Genomic DNA, 26,015 nt, shown 5'->3' with positions numbered 1-26,015 from the left:
CTAGACCTTGGCCTAAATCGGGGCTTAACCCCGTCAAGTAATACGACAAGGATAGGCGGAATGGTTGGCAGCAAAGCGGCAGTCAGGTTCGCAGGCGCGATTCTTCTGACAGCAGTTTTGACGGCGTGCGCTGGAAAAGGCGCAGACCGCAATCAGAACCTGGAAGGGTTCACTCCTGAACAGATTTTCACGCGCGGCGAATATGAGCTGTCGCAGAATCGTTCGGACGATGCGGCGTGGTATTTTTCAGAAGTTGAACGTCTGTATCCGTATTCCGATTGGGCCAAGCGCGCGCTGATCATGCAGGCGTTCTCATACCACTCGGACAAAAACTACGAAGAGAGCCGAGGCGCCGCACAACGGTACATCGACTTTTACCCGACGGACGAAGATGCGGCTTATGCCCAATATCTTCTGGCGCTCAGCTATTATGACCAGATTGACGAGGTCGGGCGCGATCAGGGCCTGACTTTTCAGGCGTTGCAATCGCTGCGCACAGTGATCGAGGTCTATCCGGATAGCGAATACGCGACCTCTGCGGTGTTGAAATTCGATCTGGCATTTGACCATCTGGCTGGCAAAGAGATGGAAATTGGACGCTATTATCTGCGCCAGGACCATTATACCGCAGCCATCAACCGGTTCCGTGTGGTGGTTGAAGATTTCCAGACCACATCTCATACCGCCGAAGCTCTGTACCGCTTGATTGAAGCCTATCTGGCACTGGGTCTTGCGGATGAGGCACAGTCGGCAGGGGCCATTCTTGGGTACAACTATCAATCGTCCGAATGGTACGATGCGGGCTATTCGTTGCTGACGTCACGCGGGTTGGATCTCAAGAGCCGTGGCAACAACTGGCTCAGCACGATCTACCGTCAGACCGTCAAAGGTGAGTGGTTGTAATCGCCATGGCCAATGGGGTGGGACGCTAAGACCCGATGCTGCGCGCCCTCGATATCCGTGACATGCTGATCATCGACCGGCTGGAACTGACGTTTCAGCCGGGCCTGAATGCGTTGACTGGTGAAACCGGTGCGGGCAAGTCGATTCTTCTGGATTCGCTGGGGTTTGTTCTGGGCTGGCGTGGCCGGGCTGAACTGGTCCGTCAGGGCGCCGCCCAGGGTGAAGTCGTGGCCGAGTTCGAATTGGAAGAAGACCATCCTGCACATGCAATTCTGGCCGAGGCGGGCCTGCCCGGGGGAGAGGAACTGATCCTGCGGCGGGTGAATACGGCCGAGGGGCGCAAGACCGCGTGGGTCAATGATCGCCGTTGTTCGGGCGAGGTGCTGCGCGCATTGTCCGAGACCCTGATCGAACTGCATGGTCAACACGATGATCGCGGCCTGTTGAACGCGCGCGGTCACCGGGCAATACTGGATGATTACGCCGGAGTCGATGGCCACCTTGCAACGGTGCGGTCCTCTTGGTCCGAGATGTCACGTGCGCGCAAAGCTCTTGCTCAAACAGAATCCACCCTTGCGGCGATGCGCGCGGAAGAGGAATTTCTGAGGCATTCAGTATCTGAGCTTGATCAGCTGGACCCGCAACCCGGCGAGGACGCTGAGCTCGATGCTCGCCGTCGCATGATGCAAGGAGCTGAGCGTATCCGGGATGATGTCGCTCGGGCTTTCTCTCTGCTTGGCGGGGACGGGGCTGAAAGCGCAATAGCGGACGCTGTGCGTTGGCTCGAAGGCGTCTCGGACAATGCCGGCGGCCAATTGGAGGCACCAATCGCGGCCCTGGGGCGCGCCCTGATCGAATTGGGTGAGGCGCAGGACGGTGTCGATGCTTGTCTGCAAAAATTGGATTTCAATCCGGTGGAATTGGAGCAGGCCGAAGAACGCCTGTTCGCCATCCGCGCACTGGCTCGTAAACATGATGTTGTACCTGATGATCTGGGCACCTTTGCCGAAACTTTGCGTGACCGTTTGAACCGACTTGACGCAGGCGATGCGGATCTTGCCGCTCAGCGGGCAGCGGTGGACGCCGCTCAGACCGCATATGACGATGCAGCGGTCAAGCTTAGTGCTGCGCGCCAGAAGGCAGCCGGGCAGCTGGATGTCGCCGTGATGACCGAACTCGCCCCGTTGAAGATGGAGCGTGCCGTGTTCCAAACGGAAATCATGGCGTCAGACCCCGGTCCGGAAGGCATCGACGCTGTCGCGTTTACAGTTGCCACCAACCCCGGCGCACCTTCTGGTCCGCTGAACAAAATTGCCTCGGGCGGCGAACTCAGTCGGTTTCTTCTGGCGCTCAAGGTCTGCCTGACCGGGGATGACAGCGCGCGCACGATGATTTTTGATGAGATCGATCGGGGCGTTGGTGGTGCAACTGCCGATGCGGTCGGGCGGCGTCTGGCGGCGCTGGCGCAGGGCGGGCAGGTGCTGGTTGTGACGCATTCACCGCAGGTGGCGGCCCGCGCGGCGCATCACTGGCGGGTGCAAAAACACGTCACCGACGGGCAGACCCTTTCTACCGTTGTTCCGCTGGCCGAACCCGACCGCGTGGATGAAATTGCCCGTATGGTCGCAGGTGACACGATCACGGACGAAGCCCGCGCTGCCGCCCGGGCCCTTTTGCAGGCCTGAGGCAATTCTGCCGCTTTCGCGTGTTCAATCCGTCGCGATCCCACTTTTATAAGGGCGCTCCGTGGCTTACTAAGGGGAAAGACGTGATCCCCGAGAGCCAATGACCCAATCAACCCGCACTGTTCTGCGCAACCAGCTCAATCAGGCTTTGGCCGCGATCAAGGACGCTTGGCGGGTGATGCGACGGCGTGGGCCCAGCCAGATTCAATTCTGGTTCATCGCGCTGGCGATCGGGATTGCGGCAGGTTTCATGGCATTGGGGTTTCGCAAGGCCATCCGGTCGCTGCAGGCTTATGTCTATGATACGGATGACATTTTGCTGCTGCACAGCCATGCGGAAAAGCTGCCTTGGTTTCTGATCCTGATCATTCCCATCATCGGCGGGCTAATCGTGGGCGTGATCCTGAACAAGTTCACCGACGACGGACGCGTGCGATCCGTCGCTGACGTCATCGAAGGGGCCGCGGTGACCGATGGTCGCGTGGAAAGCAAGGCGGGTATCGCGTCGTTCTTTGCCTCGCTCGTCACGCTCAGTACAGGCGGGTCCACGGGCCGAGAGGGGCCGGTCGTGCACATGGCTGGCGTGATCTCAACCTGGGTCAGCAACCGCATCCATGCCGATGGCATCACCGGGCGCGATCTGTTGGGATGCGCCGTTGCCGCCGCCGTCTCGGCCAGCTTTAACTCACCGATCGCAGGTGCACTTTTCGCGCTTGAGGTCGTACTGCGCCACTTTGCAGTGCATGCGTTTGCGCCCATCGTGATCGCTTCGGTTGCTGGGACAGTAATCAACCGGCTGGAATATGGCGACGTGACCGAGTTTGTTCTGGATACACCCGGTTCCCTGCAATTCTACGTGGAATTGCCCGCCTTCCTGCTACTTGGCCTAATCTGCGGGCTGGTTTCGCTTCTGCTCATGCGGTCGATCTTTTTTGCGGAAGATATCGGCAACCATATCCAGAACCGGCTTGCCTTGCCTGGCTGGCTGCGCCCAGCTGTTTCAGGCGCGATGTTGGGGCTGCTGGCGATCTGGTTCCCGCACATCATCGGCGTCGGGTATGAAACCACGATCCGCGCTTTGGCAGGTGACCTGACCCTGAGTTTTGCCATCCTGTTTGCGGTAATCAAGACGGTTGCCGTAGCGATCACCATGGGCGGACGTATGGGCGGCGGGGTGTTTTCCCCATCGCTGATGATTGGGGCGTTGACCGGACTGGCCTTCGGCCTGATCGCAACCGGGCTGCTGCCTGATGTTTCTGGCACCCATACGCTCTATGCCTTTGCCGGAATGGGGGCCGTTGCTGCCGCGGTTCTGGGCGCACCGATTTCGACCACGATGATTGTCTTTGAACTGACCGGAGACTGGCAGATCGGCCTGGCTGTGATGGTTTCGGTGTCGATGTCGACAGCGCTGGCCTCGCGTCTTGTGGATCGGTCCTTCTTCTTGACCCAGCTGGAACGTCGTAACGTGCATCTGGCCGCAGGGCCGCAAGCCTATCTGCTGGCGATGCTGCGAACCGGGGCGGTCATGCGCCCCTTGGGCGATTCGCGCTCGATCACGAAAGAACAGGCGGTCGAATTGATCGAACAAGGGCTATGTGTTCAAGCTAGCGCCACGCTAGAGGCCGCGATGCCTTATTTCGACAGGGATGACATCCCCTGTATTCCGGTGGTGATTGTCGAAGAGGACGGCAGTGAAAACCCGGTCGGAGCGCTTTACCACGTCGATGCACTGAAAGCGTATAATCGCGCCTTGGCTGCCACGGCGGCTGAAGAGCACTCTTAGCGTTTATACACGGTCGCGGTATCGCCTAGGTAGTTGTCCCAAGCAAACCAGTACGAAATATGGCCTGCGACCCGGGGCAATTCCGTGCCTCCCGGTCCAACCAGCGCCTCTTCGGTCATGGTCCACTTCTGACCCGTTTCATCCACCAATTCGCTGCCAGACGCAGCGAACTTGTGGGATGCGCGTTCATAAGCCCGCACTGCGCGCTTCTCGTCGTTTCCGATAAGCACCAGAGGCCGGTTGGCGATGGCGTCGTTGATTACCCGGCTCCTGCCGAACGCATCCAGGGGCCATGCTCGCGCCGCGCCGAATTGCCGGATGGCGAAAACATAGTCTTTCTGCCTGTGGCTGGACTGATCGACCAGCGCCGGGAACATCAATTCGGACGAAGCGAAATACTCCCGATACACGACACCCGACCCATAGTTCCGCCGGTGACCGGTGTTCATTGAAAGAACTTTCGTTTTGGGATGCGATGTTTTCCAACTTTGCCATGTGGTGATAACCACCGGGCGTTGTTTCAACTCGATACCGCTGCCGACAAGCGCGCCAACAACTGGCTTACCGGTATATTGGTTCCACAGGGAATGCGTCTGACGATCGAACATCAGTTTATTGGATCTGTACAGAAAACCGGATGAGCCGAAGATCAGCGGTTTGCTGCGACCCGGCACTTGCGTTTCAAACAGAATGCCTGAACCACACAGTGTGCAGTAGGCCAAGGCTACCGGAACCCCGCCAATCACCTCGTTGAACATTTCATGCCAGCCCATGATCCGCAGCGGGTAAGCCCGTTCGTCCCCGTTGATCGAAACGCCAAAGACCAGGTCATCGTCCTTAAGGTAATCTGCGCGCGCGGCAGGGATCAGCGCCGGATTGTCCAGCGATGGGATACCATCCTTGTTCACACCACCCCACGCGATCTCTTCAAGCCGGATCTTCATCTTGTCGCGCTGCAAGTACTTTGGCTTCAGGAAGACATCGAAATTCGTATCTATCCCCAGGAGAACCTCGCGCTTGAACGGGATGAGCGAGGGGTGCGGCACGATTTGCGGGTTCTTTTCCTGCCAGAGCATCCACTCAAACCAGTCTTGGCCGATACTCTCACCTGTCAGGGTCTGCATGACCTTCACGATGTTGCTGCTGCGACGTCTGGCGTATCGCATACCGGTCAGCAAAGCAGGCACCACATCCGGGTTGTCGCGTTGCACGAGAATGGCCATGCCTTGCTCAAACTCCGCGTTGCTTCCGAACAAGGTGGAACGCACAGCATCCAGCACGGGGTCTTGTTGCGCGGACAATGCGCCAGGCAACAAGAGCACGGTCCCCAATGATCCTGCGAAACTGCGACGGGTAAGTGACATGGCATCCTCTGGGCGGTGTTTGGTGGCATTGTGCACTCTTGATGCCTCACATGCATGCAACAGCCCCGTGATTAGATCGTGAACCCGATGTTTTTGGGGGTGTGGCCCGGGTTGAACTGTTGGCGAAACCCTTCTGGCTGCATGTCTTGGCGGGTTTTTGCTGGTAAGCTGCATCCCAAATACAGCTAAAAATTTCACTTTTTTTCCGAATTTCTTGATCAAAAGGCCAAAAAATCGTTAATATTTGTGACGATTGCAGCGATATCCCTACGCGACTAAAGGAAATTTACTCCCAAAGCGAGTGTCGGGAGCCAAGAAATTTCAAGATCTTGAACGACATAACTGCATTGACTTATTTTTGAACTGAAACTCGCGCGAACGGGAGTACTTTGAAAATGCTATTTCTGCATCTTGATTTGCACTCCCGGATTTATGCAGCCTACACGCATCATGTGTCTCAACGGCTATGTTTCAAAACCCCTCCTTCAGGTATCCGGCTCGGAGACCTGGTGTGAGGGTCTCGCACGGAAATAACCGGATGGGCGGGTTGTTGTCCGAACAAGGAGGTTCGTACCTCGCCAAATTGGGAGGCAGGTGGTTTGCTGATCGGGACGGGTCAGGCAAACAAGTATCTCAGGACGTCCAATTTTTTACCAGTTTTTCTGCAATGCCCCCACGAGGCTGTTTCAGCCACTGTTTGGCGACCATCAGGTCAATACAACGGTGGGCGCCGGGCAAAGGTCCACACTATGCGAGTATTTGATGTTGCGTTGATAGGCGCGGGCCCCGCTGGCTACGCCGCTTTGACTGCAATGCGAGCGGTTTCAGGTTCGGTGGTGGTGATTACAGGCGCGGGATCTGAACCATGTGAGGACGGCCCGGCCAAGATTGTGTCTGTCGCGTACGAACGTCAGCAGCCGGCCTTTATGACCGAACGGACCGATGTATCCGGGGATGCCCCGCCGCTGTTCGTCGCCGCCGAAGTGGGTGGGCTTGCCAATTTTTGGGGCAAACAATTGCAGGTCTACGATAACGATGATCCCTGGGGTCAGGGGCGATATCTTGAAAGCTGGGCAGATTACACCGCCGCCTGCGAGACCGTGCAAAGTGACCTGCAGGTCATAGGCGGCATCCGGCGCGAGCAACTGGGCGATGGGTTGGAAAAAAGTGTGCCACGCCTTTTGACGGGAACAAAAGACGCCCCGGATATCGGCTTGGGTGCAATGGCGCGGGCCGTAGGAAACCGTCTAAGCGAAATGCCAAATGTCGAAGTCCGTGCTGGCCGTGTGCAACGGATCGAAAATGACCAGAATTGTGTAAGCTTGGAACTGGCGGATGGGACACGCATTCAGGCCCGCCAGGTGTTCCTGGCTGCAGGCGTTCTGGGCACGGCCACATTGCTTGCGCGAAGCCTGCCACAAATCACTCAGATCGGCTTTTTGGACCACGCGCCTTATACGATCAACTGTCTGAGGCTGGCGCGCGCGTTGGGATCCCCGCGGAACTACACGAATCGTGGAAATTTCAATGCGCTGACACTCAAGCGGAAACAGGATGGTCGATGCAGCCTTTTTGCATCTGTCTATGCCGTGTCGCAAGCCCCGGTAAGCCTTGTTACGACAACCCTGGGCCTGGGTCCGCGTCTGCGCGGCTGGCGCATGGGACGTTTCATTGATTTCGTGCAACCCGTTCGGATCTGGACGCCCAAGACATATGTACAGTTTCGTCTGCAACCTGAGCTTGGTCAGATCGAGGCGACGCATGTACCGGACCCGGGGCAGGACGAGGGGCTACAGTTTCTATTGCACTGGCTGGGCTCGCATCGCGTGCGACACAATCTGGGCGTTACTGCGCCAGGGCAGGGGTTCCACTATCACAACCTGACCTTTGGACCGGGCGATGAACCTGTAGATCAGGTAGTTGAACAGGCCTTTCAGCGGCGCGTGCGTGTGATCGATGCCTCTTGCCTCGCAGAAATTGGCTGCCCGCCGCATACTCTGACATCCATGGCACAGGCCTATGGGCGTGTGCGTCACGACATGGCCGCGACCGAGCGGGTCAGAGAGGCCATCTGAGGGATTTAAATCTGTTCGACCTTAACGGAATCGACGCGGTAAAACGCGACATAACCCTTGATCTCGGCCATTGCGGCGACCGGGTCCTCATAGCTCCACGCTGCGTTTTCGGTCACGGATGATTTATTGACGATTGAGAAATGCGTCGCATCGCCTTTGTGCGGGCAGTGCGTAACCTTTTCTGTAAGGTCCAGAAATGCCATTCCGATATCGGCGCGAGGGAAATAGATCACCGGATCCAGATCACCTTCCAGCAGCTCCAGCGCATTCATGCTCTCTCCGAGAACGGCGCCCCCGGAACGAACGCTCCATTTACCAGCTGCTTTGCGGATCGTTATGTCTGTCATCTCTGCTTCTTCCCTCGTCTTCAGTACGGATCACTCCTCTGCCCGGTTTATGTGACAGTCCAGTGTCAGATCGGCGCAGTTGCGGCATCCAACCACAGTTGAGCGTCGTCGCCCAGCCTTGGGCGGACTTTTTCCGCAACGTCGCGGTGATATGAATTCAGCCACGCGCGCTCATCTACCGTTAGCATATCAACTACTACCAGCCGCCGGTCAATCGGTACGTATGTAAGTGTCCGCCAGTTCAGCATCGCACGCTCGGTGTCAGCGGTGGGCAGCGTCGGGGCATCCTGCACCACAACAAGGTTCTCGATCCGAATGCCGAACGCGCCTTCGCGATAATATCCGGGCTCGTTGGACAGGATCATACCTGGCTCGAGCGGTACGTGGCTGACCTTTGACAAGCGCTGCGGCCCTTCATGGACGCTCAGATACGCACCGACGCCATGGCCGACCCCATGATTGAAATCCTGGCCCGCTGCCCACAAGGGGGCGCGTGCGATGCATTCGATATCTCGTCCGGCCAGCCCGGCGGGCCAGCGCAGCATGGACATATCGATCATCCCTTTCAGCACGCGGGTAAAGCAGGCTTTTTCCTGATCGCCTACTTCCCCTATCGCAATGGTGCGGGTGATGTCAGTTGTGCCATCCAGATACTGACCACCGCTATCCAAAACCAACAGGTGCCCATACTCCAGCCGGCTGTCGGTTTCTTCGGTCACCCGGTAATGCATGATCGCGCCGTTGGGCCCGGTGCCCGCAATCGTGTCGAACGAGATATCCTGTAGCGCGTTTTCCCGGCGGCGGTTTTCCTCAAGCTGCGTGACCACCTGCGTTTCCGTCATTGTGCCCGGGGTCTGTGCATCCAGCCAGCATAACGTCTCAATAACGGCGACCGCGTCGCGAAGATGCGCTTCGGCACTTCCAGCGATTTCGGCCGGATTCTTGCGAGCTTTGGGCAAGGCACAGGGATCCCCTGCATCCATCATCTTGTCGCTGAGAACGTCAGCAACTGCTTGCGGCAAAGTCCCCAAGTCGACTTGAACCTTGCCGTCCAAACCCGCAGCGGCTTCCAGAAACAACTGTGGGTCGTGAACCTGAACTTGGTCGCCCAGGTGATCCAACACCCCGGCCAGCTTTTGCGCCGCCATGAACAGATCAACCCGACCATCAGCATGCAGAATGGCAAACCCATGTGCCACCGGGTTATACCCGATATCTGATCCACGAATGTTAAGCAGCCACATGATCGAATCCGGCAATGTAATGATGGCCGCATCACACCCGTTCCGTTTTAAATCCTCCGCTAGCCGCGCGATTTTGCTTGTGGCTGTTTCCCCTGCAAACTCAATCGGATGCGCCTTAACCGGGTTCATCGGGGCGTCCGGCTGATCCGGCCACACCCGATCCACCAGATTGTCACATCGCACAAGATCGATACCGTTCGCGTTCAACTCTTTCTTCAAACTGGCAATTTGCCCCGCTGCGTGCAGCCAGGGATCAAAGCCAACCTTTCCGCCGTTCGGCAGCTGGTCTTTAAGCCATGCGCCTAGGCTGGTTTCGGGCCACGGCACGGGCGTGAAATCCGCCGCAACCTGTGCCTTGACCTGCGTGCGATATCGGCCATCGATGAAAACGCCCGCAATACCGGTCAGCACTGCACAGAAACCGGCCGACCCGGTGAAACCCGTCAGCCATGCCAGACGTTCATCGCGAGGGGCCACATACTCGCCCTGATGCGCATCGGCGCGTGGGATCAAAAAACCGTCCAGCCCATCCTGTGCCATCTGTGATCGCAAAGCGGCCAGCCTGGGCGGTCCCTGTTCCGGACGCGCAGTGACTGCAAAGGACTGAAACATGTGACACCTCTCGCAAACGGGGGGCTGCCCCTTCATCTTTCGAAAAATATTCCTGCCGGAGGCAGGGCCAGCGTCAGCTGGCCCTTTTCATCCCCATCACACGCGCGCGCGCCCGCGGATCGCTGTCGAACAATGCCGCTAGCTGTTCAGTCATCGCACCTGCCAGCTGTTCGACATCCGTGATTGTTACCGCGCGGTCGTAGTACCGGGTCACATCGTGGCCGATACCAATGGCCAAAAGCTCGACCATCTTACGTTTTTCGACCATCCCGATCACGTCGCGCAGGTGTTTTTCCAGATAATTTGCTGGGTTAACGCTGAGCGTTGAATCATCAACAGGCGCACCGTCCGAGATCACCATCAGGATCTTGCGCTGCTCGCGTCGCGCAAGCATCCGGCGATGCGCCCATTCCAGTGCTTCGCCGTCGATGTTCTCTTTCAGCAGGCCTTCTTTCATCATCAACCCCAGATTGGGTCGCGCGCGACGCCACGGGGCATCCGCACCTTTATAGATGATGTGGCGCAGATCGTTCAGACGCCCCGGCTGTTGCGGGCGACCGTCATTCAGCCATGCCTCACGTGCCTGGCCGCCTTTCCAAGCGCGCGTAGTAAAGCCAAGGATTTCGACCTTCACGTTGCAACGTTCCAGCGTCCGGGCCAGAACATCGGCACAGATCGCCGCGATCGAGATCGGGCGACCGCGCATCGAGCCCGAGTTATCCAGCAGCAGCGTCACCACTGTATCGCGGAACTCGGTGTCTTTCTCGACCTTGAAGCTCAGCGGCGTGGTCGGGTTGGCCACAACACGCGCCAGACGACCGGCATCCAGAATGCCTTCCTCGCGGTCAAATTCCCAAGAACGGTTCTGTTGCGCCTGCAATCGGCGCTGCAGTTTGTTCGCCAGACGGCTGACGGCACCCTTAAGCGGCTCAAGCTGCTGATCCAGATAGGCGCGCAGCCGTTCTAATTCAGCAGGCTCGGCCAAATCCTCGGCTGCGATCTCTTCGTCGAAGGTGCCAAGGTAAACCTTGTAGTCCGGGTCGGCCTCGGATGCAGGGGGCGGGGACGGCGGCTCCATCGGGGCCTCACCGTCAGGCATCTCGGCCTCATCGCCCATCTCATCCTCGGCCATCTCGTCCATCGAGACCTGGGCCTGAGATTGGTCCTGCTGCTCTTCCTGCGTTTGCTCGGGGGTCGCGTCGGCGTCCTGCTCGTCCTGATCATCCTGACCAGTGCTATCGGGGTCGGGCTGTTCTTCGGCGTCGTCCTCGGCCTGATCTTCCTGATCTTCGTCCAGCTCGTCCGGATCTTCGCCCAGCTGGTCACCATACCCCAGATCCTTGATCATCTGACGGGCAAATTTGGCAAACTCGGCCTGATCCGACAGGATTTCCTGCAGGTTTTCCAGCGTGCCGCCAGCCTGCTCTTCGATGAAGCCGCGCCACAGGTTCATGATGTTCTCGGCCGCAGGCGGCAGGTCCCGTCCGGTTGCCAAGTGACGGATCAGATAACCCGCGGCCACCGACAAGGGGGCATCAGCAGGCTGCTTGCACTGGTCGTACCCACGGCGCAGCGCCTCGTGCCCAATTTTAACATCGATGTTAGAGGCCGTGCCGGGCATATCCCGCGCGCCCATCGCCTCACACCGGGCAACTTCCATGGCCTCATAAAGATCCCGCGCCATATCACCCGGAGGCGCATAGCGATTATGGGTCGCATCGTCATGGTACCGGCGCTGCAACGCCAAAGCATCCGCCGTACCGCGCGCCAGCAAAACCTCTTCGCGAGTCATGCGCCGAGAAACCTGCGGCAAACGCATCGACTCGCCCGACAGACCCGAGGGGTCGACAGTATAGCTTACCGATAGTTCGGGATCATCGGCCATCACCTTGGTGGCCTCGGCCAGAGCCTTCTTGAACGGATCGGCGGGGTTGTCGTTTGGTTTACTCATCGCTGTCCCCGAACTCTTGCTGGCATGTCGTCTTATCTGAAAGGTATAAACCTTTGCTTGGTACTGGAGAAGGGTAGGTTACTGGGCCAAACTCCACCAAGTATTGGTCTGTATATTCCTGAACTTCAGGCGCGAATTTCAGATCCGAAATAACAGCCAGTTTGTCAGTCATCCTAAGGTCCAATGCCCAATTAAATGTACCCTCGGCCGCACCTTCGGGAAAAACAAAAGGGTTGGCAAGGATCATGCGGTAAAGAAACACAGCTTCTAGAAACGCAAGGCACCTCTTTTTAACGAACTCTGTTTCATCGTGCTTTGGGCTTGCTGCTATTGGAAACAGCACTTTGTTGCCGTTTCCGTTCGACGTTTTAGCCGAACCCACAAGGGGGTTTGCTAAGAACGCCGAGCAGAGTAATCCGGCCCAAAGATTTGAGTTAACCCAAGCTGACACTCGCCGCGCTTTCCGGCAGCTCCTCGTCAAAGCAACGCTGATAGAACTCGGCGACGGTCTGGCGTTCCAGTTCATCGCATTTGTTCAGGAAGGACAGGCGGAAGGCATAGCCGACGTCGCGGAAGATCTCGGCGTTTTGGGCCCAGTTGATCACGGTCCGGGGACTCATGACGGTGGACAGGTCGCCGTTCATGAAGGCGGTCCGGGTCAGGTCGGCGACGGTGACCATTTGGCTGACGGTCTTGCGGCCCTTTTCGGTGTTGTAATGCGGCGCCTTGGACAGAACGATCATCGTCTCGGCATCGTGGCTGAGGTAGTTCAGCGTCGAGACCAGCGACCAGCGGTCCATCTGCGCCTGGTTGATCTGCTGCGTTCCGTGATACAGGCCAGTTGTGTCGCCCAAACCGACGGTGTTCGCGGTGGCAAACAGGCGGAAGTTCGGGTTCGGCGTGATAATCTCGTTCTGGTCCAGCAAGGTCAGCTTACCGTCATGTTCGAGAACACGCTGGATCACGAACATCACGTCGGCACGGCCCGCGTCGTATTCGTCGAAAACGATGGCAACGGGGTTCCGCAGAGCCCAGGGCAGGATGCCTTCGTGGAACTCGGTCACCTGTTTGCCATCACGCAGTTTGATCGCGTCCTTACCGATCAAGTCGATCCGGCTGATGTGGCTGTCGAGGTTCACACGGACGGCGGGCCAGTTCAGGCGGGCCGCGACCTGTTCAATATGGGTCGATTTGCCTGTGCCGTGATAGCCTTGGATCATCACACGCCGATTGTGCGAAAAGCCTGCCAGAATGGCTAGTGTAGTTTCGGGGTCAAACTTGTAGGTCGGGTCGATCGCGGGTACGCGGTCACTGCGGTCAGCAAAGCCCTTGATCGCCATGTCGGTTTCAATACCGAACACGTCACGGACCGAAATTTCTTCGGTGGGTTTTGCGTTTACGTCGATCGATCCGTCAGCCATTCGCCTTGTCCTTATCCTTTGCCCCGCGTTGCCGGGTTTGAACTCGTGTGTGGTGCAACATATTGCGGGCAAGGGCAAGGGAAAGCCGTGCTGCTAGGTACTTAGGCGGATGTTTCTTTGAAACTGGCCTTATCGATGTTGCGTCCAATGTCTCGAGCTAATCTTTCAAATCTTGGACAGCCCGAATTTTGGGCCCAGAACGCCGCCACGCAGTCCCGTGAAGCATTAATATTGCAATAGTAAGATGTGATGAGTTAAATATGCATATATGATTATGCAAAAGCGGTTCCCGATTTTGTTATTTTATGAGTGTAGGTACAAATGTCGTTAGTAATCTCAGGTCCGACTTCTATCTCGATCCCCAGTGGGTCGACCTCGGTTATGGAGCAGTATACCACGACCAAAGCTGTGACGTGGAGCGTGACCGTAACTGGCGATGGCGGATTGGACCCTTCCGACTACACTGTTTCAATTTCACCTAGCGGAGTTTTGACCGTTGAGCTTACTGAGGGGGCAGACATCCCTCCGAATACGCAACTCTCGGTTCGAATAGGGGCGACGAACGGGCAGCCAGGAGCCGGTAACAATGCCATCCTGAATGTGACAGTCGACCTTCCTGCGGGAACAGTGCCGTGTTTTGTAAAGGGCACCTTGATAGAAACCGAAAAAGGCCCTCGCCCTGTCGAAGAACTGTCGGTTGGGGACAAAGTTCGTGTTTCCAGGGGTGAGTTGCTATCCATTCTGTGGATTGGCAAGAAGACCCTTAGCGCGGAAGCGTTGCAGCAAAACCCGCGATTGCGTCCCGTTTGTATCAAAAAAGGAGCGATCGGAGATGCTTTGCCTGACCGCGATTTGTACTTGTCACCGCAACACAGAATTGTTTTAGAAGGGTGGCGCGCCGAATTGTTGTTCGGTGAGCCGAGGGTTTTTGCAGCAGCAATACATCTTGTGAACGACAACACTATTCGACAGGTGTGGTCCAATGAGGCGGTGACATACTTCCATATTGCCTGCAACCGCCACGCAGTTTTGATGTCGCACGGTTTGCCGACGGAAAGCTTGTTTCTGGGTGATATGGCGCTGTTGTCTTTCGGTCGCGGAGATGTAGAAGAACTTCGTGTGCTCTTTCCAGAACGGTTCAGCCGTGGATCCGCCTGGAAACAAACGCGTGTGCGTTGCTTGAAGCGCCCCGAAGCCGAGCTTTTACGGGAAATGATCAAACAATAGATCGACTATCTGAAATTCCGGCTGTCCTTGATCTGATCCCACGCCCAGACAACCTCTTGCAGCTGTTCTTCCTGGGAACGATCGCCGCCGTTCATGTCGGGGTGCAGAACCTTGATCAGCTTTTTGTACGCTTTGCGCACCTCGGCCTTGGTCCAGCTGTCATTGGCTTCCAGAATTTCGATCGCGCGGCGTTCCGTGGGGGGCAGGCGACGACCGCCACCACCTGACGTGCGCCCTTTGTTTTGGGTGCTGTTTGCGCCAAGTACCTGATGCGGGTCTTCGATGCCCAGACGCGCCCATGCGCGCGCTTCGGGGTCACCCATAGGCTTTGTTTCGCGCTCCCACACTTTGTCCTTGGACCGCTGGGCGTTCAGCTCGGCCTCGGTGGTGCCGTCAAAGAAGTTCCATTTGTTGTTGTATTCGCGAACGTGCTGCTGGCAGAACCAGAAAAAGTCGTCCAGTACATCCGGGGCCTTGGGTGCACGGAACTTGCCCGGTTCTTCGCAACCTTCGTGATCGCAGATACGCGTCGAGGTTTCAGACGCGCCCGACATTCCGCGACGCCCCCGCGGGTTCTTTTTCTTGGAAGTGGATACGGACATATCAAATCCGAAGGGGTCTGACTTCACCATGTGCTCATCCTTAAGAACGCATCTTTTCGACTCGGAGGCAGCAGTTTAGTCTAAGCAGCCGAAAGTAGAAGAGGGGGGGCGGTAAAATTTTCGCCCGTGAGCAAAAAAATGACCGTGACCGATGAGATCCGAACCCGCCTGATGGCAGCCTTTGAACCGCGCGAGTTGGAAGTCGTAGATGATAGCGAAAGCCACCGCGGGCACGCCGGGTTTCAAGAGGGCGGCGAAAGCCATTTCAACGTCCGCATTCGTGCCAACGCTTTTCAGGGGCAATCCCGCGTCGCCCGCCACCGTGCGGTACATAAGGCATTGGGCGACATCGTGCCCCGCATTCATGCGCTGGCGCTGGATATTGATGCCTGAACAGACCCATTGGTCGATGCCTAGGCGACCAGAGAAATGGCCCTGTTGACCGCGATTCCCTGATTCACCGCGCGATAGGTGGGAAAAGGCAGCCGGTGCGTCGCATCAATGTCTCGCCGTATCCACGCTTGCTCTTCCAGGCGCAGAAGCGACGTCGAAAGTGCGCGATCGGAAATCGTGATCAGACCGGATTTGAGAGTCGAAAATCGTTGGGGCCTGTCGGTCAGCGCCAGAATAGGTGCTGTCCAACTGCGTCTGAGCAACGCGAAATCAGCGTCATCTGGCACGACATTCACGATCCTGCTGGCGATTTCGGCCGCAGATACACCCGCTTGGGTCAATCGAAATTCGGGACGCAGCGGATGACCGTGGCCGGGATTCCGTTCCAAAAAACCCAATTGAATCAGGTGGTCAAGGCTTTGGGCAAATGCCGTTCTGCCGGCGCTTGTCGCAGCCAGCAGCGGTGCCTGTCGTCCCGGCATGCCTTCATGCATTAACGCCAGAATGTTCAGGGACCAGGCGCGGGACGTAAGCTTGACAAGAATCTTTATGTCCATAAAGTATAGTTACTTTAATTTTCGCCAAAAGGATAGTTCAATGCCACTCGTTTCACTGGAAAACACGATCACGCTCGCCATGTCCGTGCAAGACAGGCATGTCAGTGCCGAATGGTATCAGGCCAAGCTGGGGTTCGAGCTGATCCACCATATTGACGAAGCCGGTTGGAGCGAGATGAAGACCAAAACCGACGGTGTGACCTTGGGCCTGGGTGAGCAGGCCGAGCCTGCGCCAGGCAATACGGTGCCGGTGTTCGGGGTGTCCGATATTGCGACGGCGCGTCAGGCGCTCGAATCCTCGGGCGTCAGGTTCGATGGGGCGACTGAAACGATCGAGGGCATGGTCAGCACCGCAACGTTCTACGACCCGGACGGCAATGCGCTGATGCTGGCGCAGGATCTTAGCCAAGCGGCAAGCGCTGCTGAGTAATTCAGCTGCATGCTGTGAAAACGCGGAGCAGACCGTTTAGGTCTGCTCTTTGTCCTTTTCGGACAGATCCGTGGGCTTCAGGGTCAATGGCGGGTCTTTGACCTCTTCTGAAATCGGTGCAGGGGCCTGCACTTCTTCTGGTCCGGGCACCGGCTGAGCCACGGGTGCATCATCGCTGTCCTCAACCGGCTCACGCTCTGAAGAAAACTCAACTGCAACCTCTCGCCGAAACACCAGAACATTGCGCCAGTTCACGGTGGAACTGGTCAGGCCCGCGCGTTCCTCGCTGGGCAAAAGTTCCGCACGTTGGTAATCCCAGCCATCCTGCCCCATCTGATTCAGTATCTGTTCGATCGACACTGCAAACCGCCCTTCGGCAGTTTTGACGCCCTTGGCCTTGGTGCCTTTTTGTGGGGCGGGGACAACTTTGTATTCGTAGCGCTGCATCAGATTTTCCTGGTTGCCGATCCCTGGCAATCTAACATGTTGTCGGGTTTCGAACAGTCATCATCGCCCGTTGGGCAAATTCTGTTTTGTCTGTTGCGTCCCGCGCGCGGGACCGGCAAGGTCCGCGCCAGACGCACGGAACTTGCCGTTGCAGTTTCATGAACCGAAAGGCTTACGAGCTCAGCTTTTTGCTGACCAACTCATTGACGGCCTTGGGGTTCGCCTTGCCGCCGGTTGCTTTCATGACCTGACCAACAAACCAGCCTGCCAATTTCGGGTTCACCTTGGCTTTTTCGACCTGCGATGGGTTGGCCGCGATGATTTCGTCCAGCGCAGTTTCGATGGCACCGGTGTCGGTAACTTGTTTCATGCCGCGTTCTTCAACGATCTGCGCCGGGTCGCCGCCTTCGGTGTAGACAATCTCGAACAGATCCTTAGCGATCTTGCCAGAAATGGCGTCTGAGGCGATCAGGTCGATGATCCCACCCAGCTGCGCAGGCGAGACCGGCGAGGCGGTGATGTCGTGGTCTTCTTTCTTCAGGCGGCCAAACAGTTCGTTGATGACCCAGTTCGCTGCCAGTTTACCGTTGCGGCCTTTGGCGACCTCTTCGAAATAGGCAGCCGACTCTACTTCGGCCGTCAGAACCGACGCATCGTAATCCGTCAGACCGAAGGTGCCAATAAAACGCGCCTTTTTGGCATCCGGTAGTTCCGGAAGCCTGGCTGCGATGTCATCAACCCACGCCTGTTCAATTTCCAGGGGCAGCAGGTCAGGGTCGGGGAAATAGCGGTAATCATGCGCTTCTTCCTTTGACCGCATCGAGCGTGTCTCACCCTTGTCCGGATCATACAGGCGGGTTTCCTGATCGACAGTACCGCCACCTTCGACGATGGCAATCTGACGCCGGGCCTCGACCTCGATCGCTTGCTGGATAAAGCGCATCGAGTTCATGTTCTTGATCTCGCAACGCGTACCCAGATGCGAGAAGTCCTGCGTTTCCTGATACTTTTCATAGGCACCGGGCAAGCAGATCGAAACATTGACGTCCGCCCGCAAGTTGCCGTTTTGCATGTTGCCATCGCAGGTACCCAGATAACGAAGAATCTGGCGCATCTTGGCGATGTAGGCTGCTGCTTCTTCGGGGCCGCGAATATCGGGGCGGCTGACGATCTCCATCAGGCAAACACCGGTCCGGTTCAGGTCGACAAAGGACATATGCGGGTCCATGTCATGGATCGATTTGCCTGCGTCCTGTTCCATGTGGATGCGTTCAATTCGCACCATGCGCGCGGTGCCGTCGCCCATTTCCACCAGCACTTCACCTTCGCCCACGATGGGCTGGTACAGCTGAGAAATCTGGTAACCCTGCGGCAGGTCCGGATAAAAATAATTCTTGCGGTCAAAGGCCGATACCAGGTTGATATCCGCCTTCAGGCCCAGACCGGTTCGTACCGCCTGTTCAACGCAGTATTCGTTGATCACCGGCAGCATTCCCGGCATCGCCGCGTCCACGAATGCCACGTTCGAATTTGGCTCGGCCCCGAATTGAGTCGATGCTCCCGAGAACAGCTTGGCATTGGACGAGACCTGCGCATGCACCTCCATCCCGATGACCAGTTCCCAATCGTGCTTGGCCCCGGCAATGGTTTTGGGTTTGGGCATTTCGTATGTCAGGTCGAGCATGGCGCGCCTCATTTCCGCAGAAGTCTAAGCCTGCGTATTAGGCCCGGCACGGCCTAGGGGCAAGGGGGAATCAGTGCCCGGACAGGCGCAAACCCGTCGGAGTAAACGTCACATCCAATCCGCTGCGCAGCTCATCGCGGAACAGATCGCCAATTGCACGCAGGGCATCGCGCTGCCCGCGGGCCGCGAACCGTTCGGGTGAATTGATCCGAACACTGTTGTTGAACCCATTTGCTGCATGGGCCCAAATCAACGGGTGCAGTTCTGTCAGGTGATCGCGGATCAGCCAGTTTGCAGCCTGGTGTATCTGGCTGCGCACCAGATCAGCCTTGTCGCACTGGCCAGCACCGTTCTGGATCGTGATGGCGCAGTAGGCAGACAACATGTTGACGGTTTGCTGGTCAGGACGCCGACGGAGAATATCGTGCATGCCTTCCAGGAAGAAATCGACATCCAGACGCGCGCAGGCCTCTTCGTCCAGGGCAATTGCGTCGAACTGAACCCAAGTATAGCCTCCGGCCCCCCAGATGTCCCGGGTCTGAGCCGCCATACGCAGCGCCTGGACCTCGAGCTCGCCATAGCTTCCGAACCAGCGCGGCAGCAGGTGGGTCCCCATCGCGCGCATGTGCCGATGATTCAACGGGTCGAGCTTAATCAACCGCTCGTATTCATCCGCCACCCGTGTGTTGGCTCTACGCTGACCTGCCAAAATTGCGCAGCCAGCCGAGGCGACAATGGGGCTGTCCGCTGCGGCCTCGCGACAATTGGGAAGGATTGCAGCTGCCCGATCGAAATGGGCGGCGCAGCGGGATTGGTGCAGCGAGGGCAGGGTTGCTTCGTTCGTCGTACCGCGCCATGCCCATGCCATATCAATGTGGGCCAAAGCGACAACCAAGGCGATCATCGGGTCACACGAATGCGCGCGCATCTCGTCTTCCAATTCGGAAATGCCGCTCAGGACGTCAAACTCTGATAGCGCTTTGGCATCGGACAGCGCATGTTCTGCCGCCAGAACCACATCGGCCCGCGCCCCAAACGCCAGCAATTCCGCGACAGGCATGCCGTCGGGTGCAGTTTCCCGTGCGTCGTCTGCTTTGTGCATCAGGTCGGACAATTCTGCCCAGCGATCCTGCCTGGCGAGGAAACGGCCTTTTTCTATCGAGCTGCGCCCAATCTCATCCTGGGCCTGAACATCAGCCAATGGGATGTTCAGTTGCCCTTGGTCCGGTAACACGGGCGAAACAGCCGGGTCAGCGAAATACGCGCCGGATGCAGCGGGATGAGCAATAGAAGATCGGGAACGGGACGAACGGTCCCTAAAAAACCAGAACATGGCGGCACTCGAAACAAACAAACCAGAAACTTGAGGGTAAGAGCTTTGCCGTAATCGGTGTCAAATTCAAGGTCTTTGAAGGGGACCGGTTAGCATTTGCCTCTAATCTTTCAAAAATGAACCTATTGTTTCAAAATGTGACGAAGTGATGACGTTCAATTCGAAAACCAGCCTGTTGCAGGACCTGTTCGAAGTCCCTGTGGTGCGGAGACGACTCATCAGGCAGCCGAATCCGCTTGCCGGATCTCAAAATCAGAGAAACGCGCACCGAGAAATCCCAACGCGTGTCAAAGCGAACATAATCAATGTCCGAACGATCAATTTCGGCCTCACGGGTGCCGGTAAACCAGCGCAGTTTGTTTTGATCAAGAACCAGCCCTGCGCTGGTGTTCTGCGCAATATCCCAAATGGCCGGTAACGTAGGCAACGCCAACAGCGCCATCAGCCACCATGCCGCGTCGAACAGGATCACAAGTGCCAGCAAGGCCGCATAAACGCAGATCAGGACACCGACAGTGCGCGGTGCCCGGTTCTGACGTGTAAACTTGAATTCTGTCATGCGTTTAGAATGCGCGAAACCATTTCGGTCGTGTCGCGCGACAGGTCGGGCGTTTCTGCGGTGCGGGTCAGCTGTGCGCGGATCAGGTCCTGACGGTCCGCGTCATAGCGTTTCCAGGTCTGGAAGGCCGAACACATCCGCGCCGTGGTCTGCGGGTTGACAGGGTCCAGTTTGATCAGCCAGTCGGCCAGCAACGCATAACCCGCACCATCTGCGCGGTGGAAACCGGCGTGGTTCATCGCCAGCGCACCCATCACCGCCCGGAAACGATTGGGGTTTTTCCAGTTGAAATCGGCGTGCTCGGTCAGGGTGCGGGCGATGTCTGCCGTGGCCGCCGGCGAGGCCATCCCGACCTGAAGGGCAAACCATTTGTCCATCACCAAGCGGTCGTGCTGCCATTGTTCGTAGAATGCAGAAAGCTCGGCCTCGCCTTTGCTTGCGCGCAGCAGGCAGGACAGCGCGCTTAGCTGCTGCGTCATGTTGCCAGCCGCCGCGTATTGCTCGGCCGCCATTGCCGCACCATCAAGCCGGGATGTTAGGGCCAGTGCGGCATTGCCCAGCGAACGTTTGCCGGCTTGGTCTGCGTCGGGACTGTATGGCGCCTCAATCAAGGTTTCGCTGTGCAAACGCGGTAGAAGATCCTGAACGTGCTGGGCTGTTGCCTGCCGCAGTGTTTCTACCGCTGTCCAGATCGCCATCGGGTCAGGTGTTTCACCCCGGTCGAACAACGCAGCGGCCAGTTCGGATTGGGAAGGCAGACCCAGCATCAGGGCGCGATACGCCGGGTCCAATTCGCCGTCGCGCAGAACGGCCAGCACCCCGTCCAAGTAATCCGCACCCGGCGTTGCGTCTTCGAGGATCATGCGCAACAGCGTGTCCTGCGCCAATGACCGTCCCGCCTGCCACCGATTGAAAGGATCAGTGTCGTGGGCCAGAAGGAAGGCGCGTTCGGCGTCAGTGTGATCGTGCTCAAGGATCACAGGGGCCGAGAAATCTCGCAGGATCGAGGCCACAGGTTTTGCCGCCAGCCCAGTGAATTGGAAGCTTTGTTTCGCCTCAGTCAGTTCCAGAACTTCGGTCGCGCGTACTTCGACACCATTTTGTCCAAGCAAACCCACCGCGACAGGGATCACTTGCGGCAGCTTTTCGGACTGCCCAGGTGTTTCTTCGGTGTGCTGCGCCAATGTCAGCGTATATGTGCCGTCATTCCAATCTTCGCTCACTGTCACGCGCGGCGTGCCAGATTGGCTGTACCAGCGCTTGAACTGGCTCAGATCGCGGTCGGTGGTGTCCTCAAACACCTTGATCCAGTCTTCAATGGTGCAGGCCTGTCCGTCATGGCGGAGGAAATACAGATCCAAGGCCTTTGAGTAGGCCTCATCACCAACCAGACGTTTCAGCATACCGATGATCTCGGCACCTTTTTCGTAGACGGTCGCGGTGTAGAAGTTGTTGATTTCCTGAAAACTCTCAGGCCGGACTGGATGCGACAAGGGCCCGTTATCTTCGGGGAATTGCCGCGCGCGCAGGTCGATGGCGTCCTCAATCCGCTTTACCGGGGCCGAGCGAATGTCCGAGGTAAACTGCGCATCCCGGAAAACGGTCAGCCCTTCTTTCAGGCACAGTTGGAACCAGTCGCGGCAGGTGATCCGGTTGCCGGTCCAATTGTGGAAATACTCATGCGCGATGATCGCTTCGATCCGTTCAAAATTGGCATCGGTCGAGGTTTCGGGGCTGGCCAGAACAGCGGATGAGTTGAAGATATTCAACCCCTTGTTCTCCATCGCGCCCATGTTGAAATCGTCCACGGCAACGATGTTGAAAACGTCCAGATCGTATTCCCGACCATAGACGTCTTCGTCCCATTTCATGGACTTCCTCAGGGCTTCCATACCGAAATCGCATTTACCTTCATCGCCGGGACGGACCCAGAGGTTCAGCTCCACATCGCGACCCGACATGGTGGTGAACTGGCCGGGATGGGCGATCAACTCGCCCGCGACCAGCGCGAACAGGTAAGCGGGTTTGGGCCACGGGTCGGTCCATTCTGCCCAACCTTCGCCTTTGCCCGAAGGGTTGCCGTTGGACAGCAAAACAGGCAGATCACCATTGATGCGCACAGTGAAGGTGGACATCACATCAGGGCGGTCAGGGTAGAAGGTGATCTTGCGGAAACCTTCGGCCTCGCACTGAGTGCAGTACATGCCGTTCGACATATATAGGCCTTCGAGCGCCGTGTTATTGCCGGGATCGATCTCAACCTCGGCCTCCCAGATAAACGGCGCGTCGGGGGTAACAACGGTCATGCCCTTGTCGGTAATCTCGGGGGTGATATCCGCGCCGTCGATGGATGCGCGGATCAGCTTGAGGTCTTCGCCGTGCAGGAAGAACGTCTTGTCGCTGGCCTCCGGGTTCGGGCGAAATGCAATGCGAGAGGTGACGCGGGTTGCGTGGGCGGCGAGGTCGAACGTCAGGTGCACGCTGTCCACCAGATAACCAAAGGGTGTGTAGTCTTTCAGATAGATCGTCGTTGGGGCAGCGTCGCGCATCAGGGGCCTCGCGTGATTTTGTGTTTGCGCGAACGTATGGGCTGTGGCGGTTGGCTGCAAGCGGTGCGATCCGCGCGTCGGAATGTCCCGAAAATTGATTTTGGTAAGTCTTTTTGACCGCGACGCTGCGGCGCACGTTGCCTATCGGAAACTTTCGTCCTAAATGCTGACGGCATACAGTCGTGCACATTCCCGGGAGAAACAAAATGAGCAGCAGACAGGCGCGCAGCGGATTGCAGGTGGATACGGTTCTGGCCGAGTTCATCGAAGGCCAAGCCCTGCCGGGAACCGGTGTCACAGCAAATGCCTTCTGGGATGGTCTGGCGCGCATGGTCGCCGAGCTTGGCCCCAAGAACCGCGCCTTTCTGGCCAAGCGGCAGGACATTCAGGGTAAGGTCGATGCATGGCATCTTGAGCGCCAAGGCCAGGACCACGATGCCGAGGCCTATCAGGCTTTCCTGCACGAGATCGGCTATCTGGTTGAGGAAGGTGCGGATTTCCAGATTGAAACCGCCAATGTCGACCCCGAGATCGCCTCGATCCCCGGACCGCAGCTTGTTGTTCCGATTACCAATGCGCGATTTGCACTGAACGCAGCCAATGCACGTTGGGGCAGCCTTTATGATGCGCTTTACGGAACGGATGCGATGGGTGATCTGCCCGCGGCTGGCGGCTACGACGCAGCGCGGGGCGCGCGGGTGATTGCATGGGCCAAAGGGTTCTTGGATGACGCAGTGCCGCTGGCTTTCGGGTCATGGGCTGATGTCTCAGATCTGAGCGTACAGGACGGCGCGCTGATGCCAACTCTGGCCAATCCTAAACAATTTGTAGGTTACGACGGAGATCCGGGCAAACCGGATGCGGTACTGCTCTGCAACAACGGGCTGCACATTCAGATCAGGATCGACGGACACAGCGCTATAGGGGCCACTGATCCGGCGCGTATTGCCGATATGCGTCTGGAATCGGCCTTGTCGACCATCATGGATTGCGAGGATTCGGTCGCTTGCGTCGATGCCGCTGACAAGGTGGTGGCATATGGCAACTGGCTTGGGTTGATGAAGGGTGACCTGACCGAAGAGGTGAACAAGGGCAACACGACTTTCACCCGCAAACTTGCCAAAGACCTGAGCTTTACAACGGCATCCGGTGAGACAGGCAGCTTGAAGGGTCGTTCGCTGATGCTGATCCGCAACGTCGGGCATTTGATGACAAACCCTGCTGTGTTGGATGAACAGGGCAATGAGATCGGCGAAGGGTTGATGGATGCGCTCTGCACGACGCTGATCTCCATGCACGATCTCAAGCGTGACGGCGGAAATTCGGTCCAAGGCTCGGTCTATGTGGTGAAACCCAAAATGCACGGCCCGAAAGAAGTCGCGTTCTCGGTTGAGATTTTTGACATGGTCGAAGACATCCTTGGCCTTTCGCGCAACACTGTGAAGCTGGGCATCATGGATGAAGAACGCCGCACGTCGGTCAACCTCAAGGAATGCATCCGCGCTGCGAAATCGCGGGTAGCCTTTATTAACACAGGTTTTCTTGATCGGACCGGGGATGAGATTCACACCTCGATCGAAGCCGGGCCAATGCTGCCCAAGGGCGACATCAAGAACACGCCCTGGATTGCGTCTTATGAAGATCGCAACGTAGATATTGGGTTGGCCTGCGGCCTGAAGGGCAAGGCGCAGATTGGTAAAGGCATGTGGGCTATGCCCGACCGGATGGGCGACATGCTGGAGCAGAAGATCGGCCACCCGAAATCCGGCGCGACCTGTGCCTGGGTGCCGTCGCCGACGGCCGCGACACTGCACGCGACGCATTATCACAAGGTTGACGTGCTGGCCCGCCAGGATGAACTGGCTGCCGGTGGCGCGCGGGGGACGCTGGGGGATTTGCTGACCATTCCGTTGCTGGGCGGTCGAAACCTCAGCGAGAACGAGATCACCCGCGAGATCGAGAACAACGCGCAGGGCATTCTTGGATACGTGGTGCGTTGGGTTGATCAGGGTGTTGGCTGTTCGAAGGTGCCGGATATCAACGATGTCGGTCTGATGGAGGATCGCGCGACCTGCCGGATTTCATCTCAGGCGCTGGCCAACTGGTTGCACCATGATATTGTCTCGGAAGGGCAGGTCATGGCTGCGATGCAAAAAATGGCCGCTGTGGTGGATCGCCAGAACGAAAATGACGCAGACTATCGCCCGTTGGCACCCGGTTTCGACGGAATTGCTTTCCAAGCGGCCTGTGATCTGGTCTTCAAGGGGCGTGTGCAACCCTCGGGCTATACCGAGCCGGTCCTGCATGCCCGCCGTCTGGAACTAAAAGCCAGCCTTTAAACCATCAGGAACGATAGGACACGACATGGGAGTTTCCCTCCGCAAAGCCCGCACCATCATCCGAAAGACCCTTGAGAAGGGGCACGAAAGGGAGCTGAAACCCCTTTCCGTCGTCGTTCTTGATGCAGGCGGTCATGTTATCGCGTTCGAACGCGAAGACGGCGCGGCCCCTGGTCGGTTCGCGATTGCGCATGGCAAGGCTTATGGCTCGGTGATGCTTGGTCTGGCCGGCACAGCGCAGATGCAGCGGGCCGAAGCGCAGGCCTATTTCATGGCAGCTGTGAATGGCGTCTATGGTGGGCAGGTTGTGCCGGTTCCGGGTGGTGTGTTGCTGCGCGACAAAAAGGGCGCGGTGATCGGTGCGGTCGGCGTGACCGGCGATACGTCCGACAATGATGCCGCAGCGGCATTGGCCGGGATCGAAACTGCCGGCCTGATTGGCGAGATCTGAACCTGATGACTGGCGGAGAGCCTTTTGGGCTCTCCGCCCCAATGCGATGTTCGTGC

The 26,015-nt window shown here is 57.6% G+C and carries 22 protein-coding genes; 9 read left to right on the top strand and 13 right to left on the bottom strand.

Translation table 11 applies throughout. From position 1 onward, the window contains the following. Window positions 1–60 precede the first annotated feature (60 nt). The 3 genes from AC2FIO_RS04325 to AC2FIO_RS04315 all read left to right on the top strand — a co-directional run bounded on the left by AC2FIO_RS04325 (window position 61) and on the right by AC2FIO_RS04315 (window position 4,374). Complete coding sequence (locus AC2FIO_RS04325) at window positions 61–903, top strand: outer membrane protein assembly factor BamD (protein ID WP_058279586.1); 843 nt, start codon at window positions 61–63, stop codon at window positions 901–903. A 35-nt stretch (window positions 904–938) separates the two neighbouring features. Continuing rightward, on the top strand, window positions 939–2,588 hold the full coding sequence (gene recN, locus AC2FIO_RS04320) for a DNA repair protein RecN (RefSeq protein WP_496695894.1): 1,650 nt from the start codon (window positions 939–941) through the stop codon (window positions 2,586–2,588). A gap of 100 nt (window positions 2,589–2,688) precedes the next feature. Continuing rightward, the gene (locus AC2FIO_RS04315; RefSeq protein WP_282119140.1) at window positions 2,689–4,374 is read left to right on the top strand and encodes a chloride channel protein; all 1,686 of its coding nucleotides are present in this window, start codon (window positions 2,689–2,691) and stop codon (window positions 4,372–4,374) included. Here AC2FIO_RS04315 and AC2FIO_RS04310 read toward each other — a convergent pair. Next, window positions 4,371–5,738, bottom strand: a complete 1,368-nt coding sequence (locus tag AC2FIO_RS04310) for a DUF3179 domain-containing protein (RefSeq protein WP_496695892.1) — start codon at window positions 5,736–5,738, stop codon at window positions 4,371–4,373. The genes AC2FIO_RS04315 and AC2FIO_RS04310 overlap by 4 nt on opposite strands. A 749-nt stretch (window positions 5,739–6,487) precedes the next feature. Between AC2FIO_RS04310 and AC2FIO_RS04305 the strand changes: the two genes are divergently transcribed. Beyond that, complete coding sequence (locus tag AC2FIO_RS04305) at window positions 6,488–7,813, top strand: hypothetical protein (RefSeq protein WP_282168815.1); 1,326 nt, start codon at window positions 6,488–6,490, stop codon at window positions 7,811–7,813. A gap of 5 nt (window positions 7,814–7,818) precedes the next feature. On the opposite strand, the gene AC2FIO_RS04300 is transcribed toward AC2FIO_RS04305, so the two are convergent. The 5 genes from AC2FIO_RS04300 to cobS all read right to left on the bottom strand — a co-directional run bounded on the left by AC2FIO_RS04300 (window position 7,819) and on the right by cobS (window position 13,388). Next, on the bottom strand, window positions 7,819–8,160 hold the full coding sequence (locus tag AC2FIO_RS04300) for a DUF427 domain-containing protein (RefSeq protein WP_496695891.1): 342 nt from the start codon (window positions 8,158–8,160) through the stop codon (window positions 7,819–7,821). 65 nt (window positions 8,161–8,225) lie between these two features. Then, on the bottom strand, window positions 8,226–10,016 hold the full coding sequence (locus AC2FIO_RS04295; RefSeq protein ID WP_496695889.1) for an aminopeptidase P family protein: 1,791 nt from the start codon (window positions 10,014–10,016) through the stop codon (window positions 8,226–8,228). A 73-nt stretch (window positions 10,017–10,089) separates the two neighbouring features. Beyond that, window positions 10,090–11,967 (bottom strand): cobaltochelatase subunit CobT, encoded by a 1,878-nt coding sequence (gene cobT / locus AC2FIO_RS04290; RefSeq protein ID WP_058274349.1) that lies wholly within the window; start codon window positions 11,965–11,967, stop codon window positions 10,090–10,092. Then, window positions 11,960–12,418: a hypothetical protein gene (locus tag AC2FIO_RS04285; protein WP_496695886.1), complete on the bottom strand. Its 459-nt coding sequence runs from the start codon at window positions 12,416–12,418 to the stop codon at window positions 11,960–11,962. The genes cobT and AC2FIO_RS04285 overlap by 8 nt, the downstream gene beginning before the upstream one ends. Then, window positions 12,402–13,388, bottom strand: coding sequence for a cobaltochelatase subunit CobS (cobS, locus tag AC2FIO_RS04280; protein WP_058274350.1), 987 nt, complete (start codon window positions 13,386–13,388; stop codon window positions 12,402–12,404). Before cobS ends, AC2FIO_RS04285 begins: the two co-directional genes overlap by 17 nt. 321 nt (window positions 13,389–13,709) lie before the next feature. Here cobS and AC2FIO_RS04275 point away from each other — a divergent pair, with 321 nt between their 5' ends. Then, window positions 13,710–14,615 carry a Hint domain-containing protein gene (locus tag AC2FIO_RS04275; protein ID WP_496695884.1) on the top strand — a complete coding sequence of 302 codons (906 nt, stop codon included), beginning with the start codon at window positions 13,710–13,712 and terminating at the stop codon, window positions 14,613–14,615. Between the two features lie 5 nt (window positions 14,616–14,620). Here the strand turns inward: AC2FIO_RS04275 and AC2FIO_RS04270 are convergent, their stop codons facing one another. Further along, a complete protein-coding gene (locus AC2FIO_RS04270; protein WP_058274352.1) occupies window positions 14,621–15,247 on the bottom strand; it encodes a J domain-containing protein in 627 nt (208 codons plus the stop codon). Between the two features lie 108 nt (window positions 15,248–15,355). Here AC2FIO_RS04270 and AC2FIO_RS04265 point away from each other — a divergent pair, with 108 nt between their 5' ends. Next, window positions 15,356–15,610 carry a BolA family protein gene (locus AC2FIO_RS04265; protein WP_282119145.1) on the top strand — a complete coding sequence of 85 codons (255 nt, stop codon included), beginning with the start codon at window positions 15,356–15,358 and terminating at the stop codon, window positions 15,608–15,610. Window positions 15,611–15,630: 20 nt separating this feature from the next. Here the strand turns inward: AC2FIO_RS04265 and AC2FIO_RS04260 are convergent, their stop codons facing one another. Beyond that, the gene (locus AC2FIO_RS04260; protein WP_282119146.1) at window positions 15,631–16,167 is read right to left on the bottom strand and encodes a winged helix-turn-helix transcriptional regulator; all 537 of its coding nucleotides are present in this window, start codon (window positions 16,165–16,167) and stop codon (window positions 15,631–15,633) included. Between the two features lie 40 nt (window positions 16,168–16,207). On the opposite strand from AC2FIO_RS04260, the gene AC2FIO_RS04255 reads away from it, so the two are divergent. Next, entirely contained in the window at window positions 16,208–16,597 is a 390-nt protein-coding gene (locus AC2FIO_RS04255) for a VOC family protein (RefSeq protein ID WP_058274355.1), read from the top strand. Between the two features lie 36 nt (window positions 16,598–16,633). Here AC2FIO_RS04255 and AC2FIO_RS04250 read toward each other — a convergent pair whose 3' ends face one another. The 5 genes from AC2FIO_RS04250 to pepN all read right to left on the bottom strand — a co-directional run bounded on the left by AC2FIO_RS04250 (window position 16,634) and on the right by pepN (window position 23,169). After that, entirely contained in the window at window positions 16,634–17,044 is a 411-nt protein-coding gene (locus AC2FIO_RS04250; protein ID WP_282119147.1) for a DUF4177 domain-containing protein, read from the bottom strand. Window positions 17,045–17,216: 172 nt separating this feature from the next. After that, window positions 17,217–18,728 carry an Asp-tRNA(Asn)/Glu-tRNA(Gln) amidotransferase subunit GatB gene (gatB, locus tag AC2FIO_RS04245; protein ID WP_109313088.1) on the bottom strand — a complete coding sequence of 504 codons (1,512 nt, stop codon included), beginning with the start codon at window positions 18,726–18,728 and terminating at the stop codon, window positions 17,217–17,219. Between the two features lie 70 nt (window positions 18,729–18,798). Then, complete coding sequence (locus AC2FIO_RS04240; RefSeq protein ID WP_496695880.1) at window positions 18,799–20,061, bottom strand: hypothetical protein; 1,263 nt, start codon at window positions 20,059–20,061, stop codon at window positions 18,799–18,801. 130 nt (window positions 20,062–20,191) lie between these two features. Then, on the bottom strand, window positions 20,192–20,620 hold the full coding sequence (locus tag AC2FIO_RS04235) for a hypothetical protein (RefSeq protein ID WP_058274358.1): 429 nt from the start codon (window positions 20,618–20,620) through the stop codon (window positions 20,192–20,194). Beyond that, complete coding sequence (pepN, locus tag AC2FIO_RS04230) at window positions 20,617–23,169, bottom strand: aminopeptidase N (RefSeq protein ID WP_496695878.1); 2,553 nt, start codon at window positions 23,167–23,169, stop codon at window positions 20,617–20,619. Before pepN ends, AC2FIO_RS04235 begins: the two co-directional genes overlap by 4 nt. Window positions 23,170–23,375: 206 nt before the next feature. Here pepN and AC2FIO_RS04225 point away from each other — a divergent pair, with 206 nt between their 5' ends. Together AC2FIO_RS04225 and AC2FIO_RS04220 are read left to right on the top strand one after the other, a co-directional pair. Further along, window positions 23,376–25,508, top strand: a complete 2,133-nt coding sequence (locus AC2FIO_RS04225; protein WP_496695871.1) for a malate synthase G — start codon at window positions 23,376–23,378, stop codon at window positions 25,506–25,508. Window positions 25,509–25,533: 25 nt separating this feature from the next. Continuing rightward, the gene (locus AC2FIO_RS04220) at window positions 25,534–25,959 is read left to right on the top strand and encodes a GlcG/HbpS family heme-binding protein (protein ID WP_496695869.1); all 426 of its coding nucleotides are present in this window, start codon (window positions 25,534–25,536) and stop codon (window positions 25,957–25,959) included. Window positions 25,960–26,015 lie beyond the last annotated feature (56 nt).

Source organism: Ruegeria sp. CDSB086 (assembly GCF_059611065.1).
This window is presented reverse-complemented; position numbering and strand designations above follow the sequence as displayed.

Coding starts and splice junctions, on each gene's coding strand:
- pepN (WP_496695878.1), bottom strand. CDS start 23,169: ATGCGCGACGCTGCCCCAACGACGATCTATCTGAAAGACTACACACCC.
- AC2FIO_RS04305 (WP_282168815.1), top strand. CDS start 6,488: ATGCGAGTATTTGATGTTGCGTTGATAGGCGCGGGCCCCGCTGGCTAC.
- AC2FIO_RS04300 (WP_496695891.1), bottom strand. CDS start 8,160: ATGACAGACATAACGATCCGCAAAGCAGCTGGTAAATGGAGCGTTCGT.
- AC2FIO_RS04220 (WP_496695869.1), top strand. CDS start 25,534: ATGGGAGTTTCCCTCCGCAAAGCCCGCACCATCATCCGAAAGACCCTT.
- AC2FIO_RS04310 (WP_496695892.1), bottom strand. CDS start 5,738: ATGTCACTTACCCGTCGCAGTTTCGCAGGATCATTGGGGACCGTGCTC.
- AC2FIO_RS04255 (WP_058274355.1), top strand. CDS start 16,208: ATGCCACTCGTTTCACTGGAAAACACGATCACGCTCGCCATGTCCGTG.
- cobS (WP_058274350.1), bottom strand. CDS start 13,388: ATGGCTGACGGATCGATCGACGTAAACGCAAAACCCACCGAAGAAATT.
- AC2FIO_RS04295 (WP_496695889.1), bottom strand. CDS start 10,016: ATGTTTCAGTCCTTTGCAGTCACTGCGCGTCCGGAACAGGGACCGCCC.
- gatB (WP_109313088.1), bottom strand. CDS start 18,728: ATGCTCGACCTGACATACGAAATGCCCAAACCCAAAACCATTGCCGGG.
- AC2FIO_RS04270 (WP_058274352.1), bottom strand. CDS start 15,247: ATGGTGAAGTCAGACCCCTTCGGATTTGATATGTCCGTATCCACTTCC.
- AC2FIO_RS04250 (WP_282119147.1), bottom strand. CDS start 17,044: ATGCAGCGCTACGAATACAAAGTTGTCCCCGCCCCACAAAAAGGCACC.
- AC2FIO_RS04325 (WP_058279586.1), top strand. CDS start 61: ATGGTTGGCAGCAAAGCGGCAGTCAGGTTCGCAGGCGCGATTCTTCTG.
- AC2FIO_RS04265 (WP_282119145.1), top strand. CDS start 15,356: ATGACCGTGACCGATGAGATCCGAACCCGCCTGATGGCAGCCTTTGAA.
- AC2FIO_RS04225 (WP_496695871.1), top strand. CDS start 23,376: ATGAGCAGCAGACAGGCGCGCAGCGGATTGCAGGTGGATACGGTTCTG.
- AC2FIO_RS04260 (WP_282119146.1), bottom strand. CDS start 16,167: ATGGACATAAAGATTCTTGTCAAGCTTACGTCCCGCGCCTGGTCCCTG.
- AC2FIO_RS04235 (WP_058274358.1), bottom strand. CDS start 20,620: ATGACAGAATTCAAGTTTACACGTCAGAACCGGGCACCGCGCACTGTC.
- cobT (WP_058274349.1), bottom strand. CDS start 11,967: ATGAGTAAACCAAACGACAACCCCGCCGATCCGTTCAAGAAGGCTCTG.
- AC2FIO_RS04315 (WP_282119140.1), top strand. CDS start 2,689: ATGACCCAATCAACCCGCACTGTTCTGCGCAACCAGCTCAATCAGGCT.
- AC2FIO_RS04240 (WP_496695880.1), bottom strand. CDS start 20,061: ATGTTCTGGTTTTTTAGGGACCGTTCGTCCCGTTCCCGATCTTCTATT.
- recN (WP_496695894.1), top strand. CDS start 939: ATGCTGCGCGCCCTCGATATCCGTGACATGCTGATCATCGACCGGCTG.
- AC2FIO_RS04275 (WP_496695884.1), top strand. CDS start 13,710: ATGTCGTTAGTAATCTCAGGTCCGACTTCTATCTCGATCCCCAGTGGG.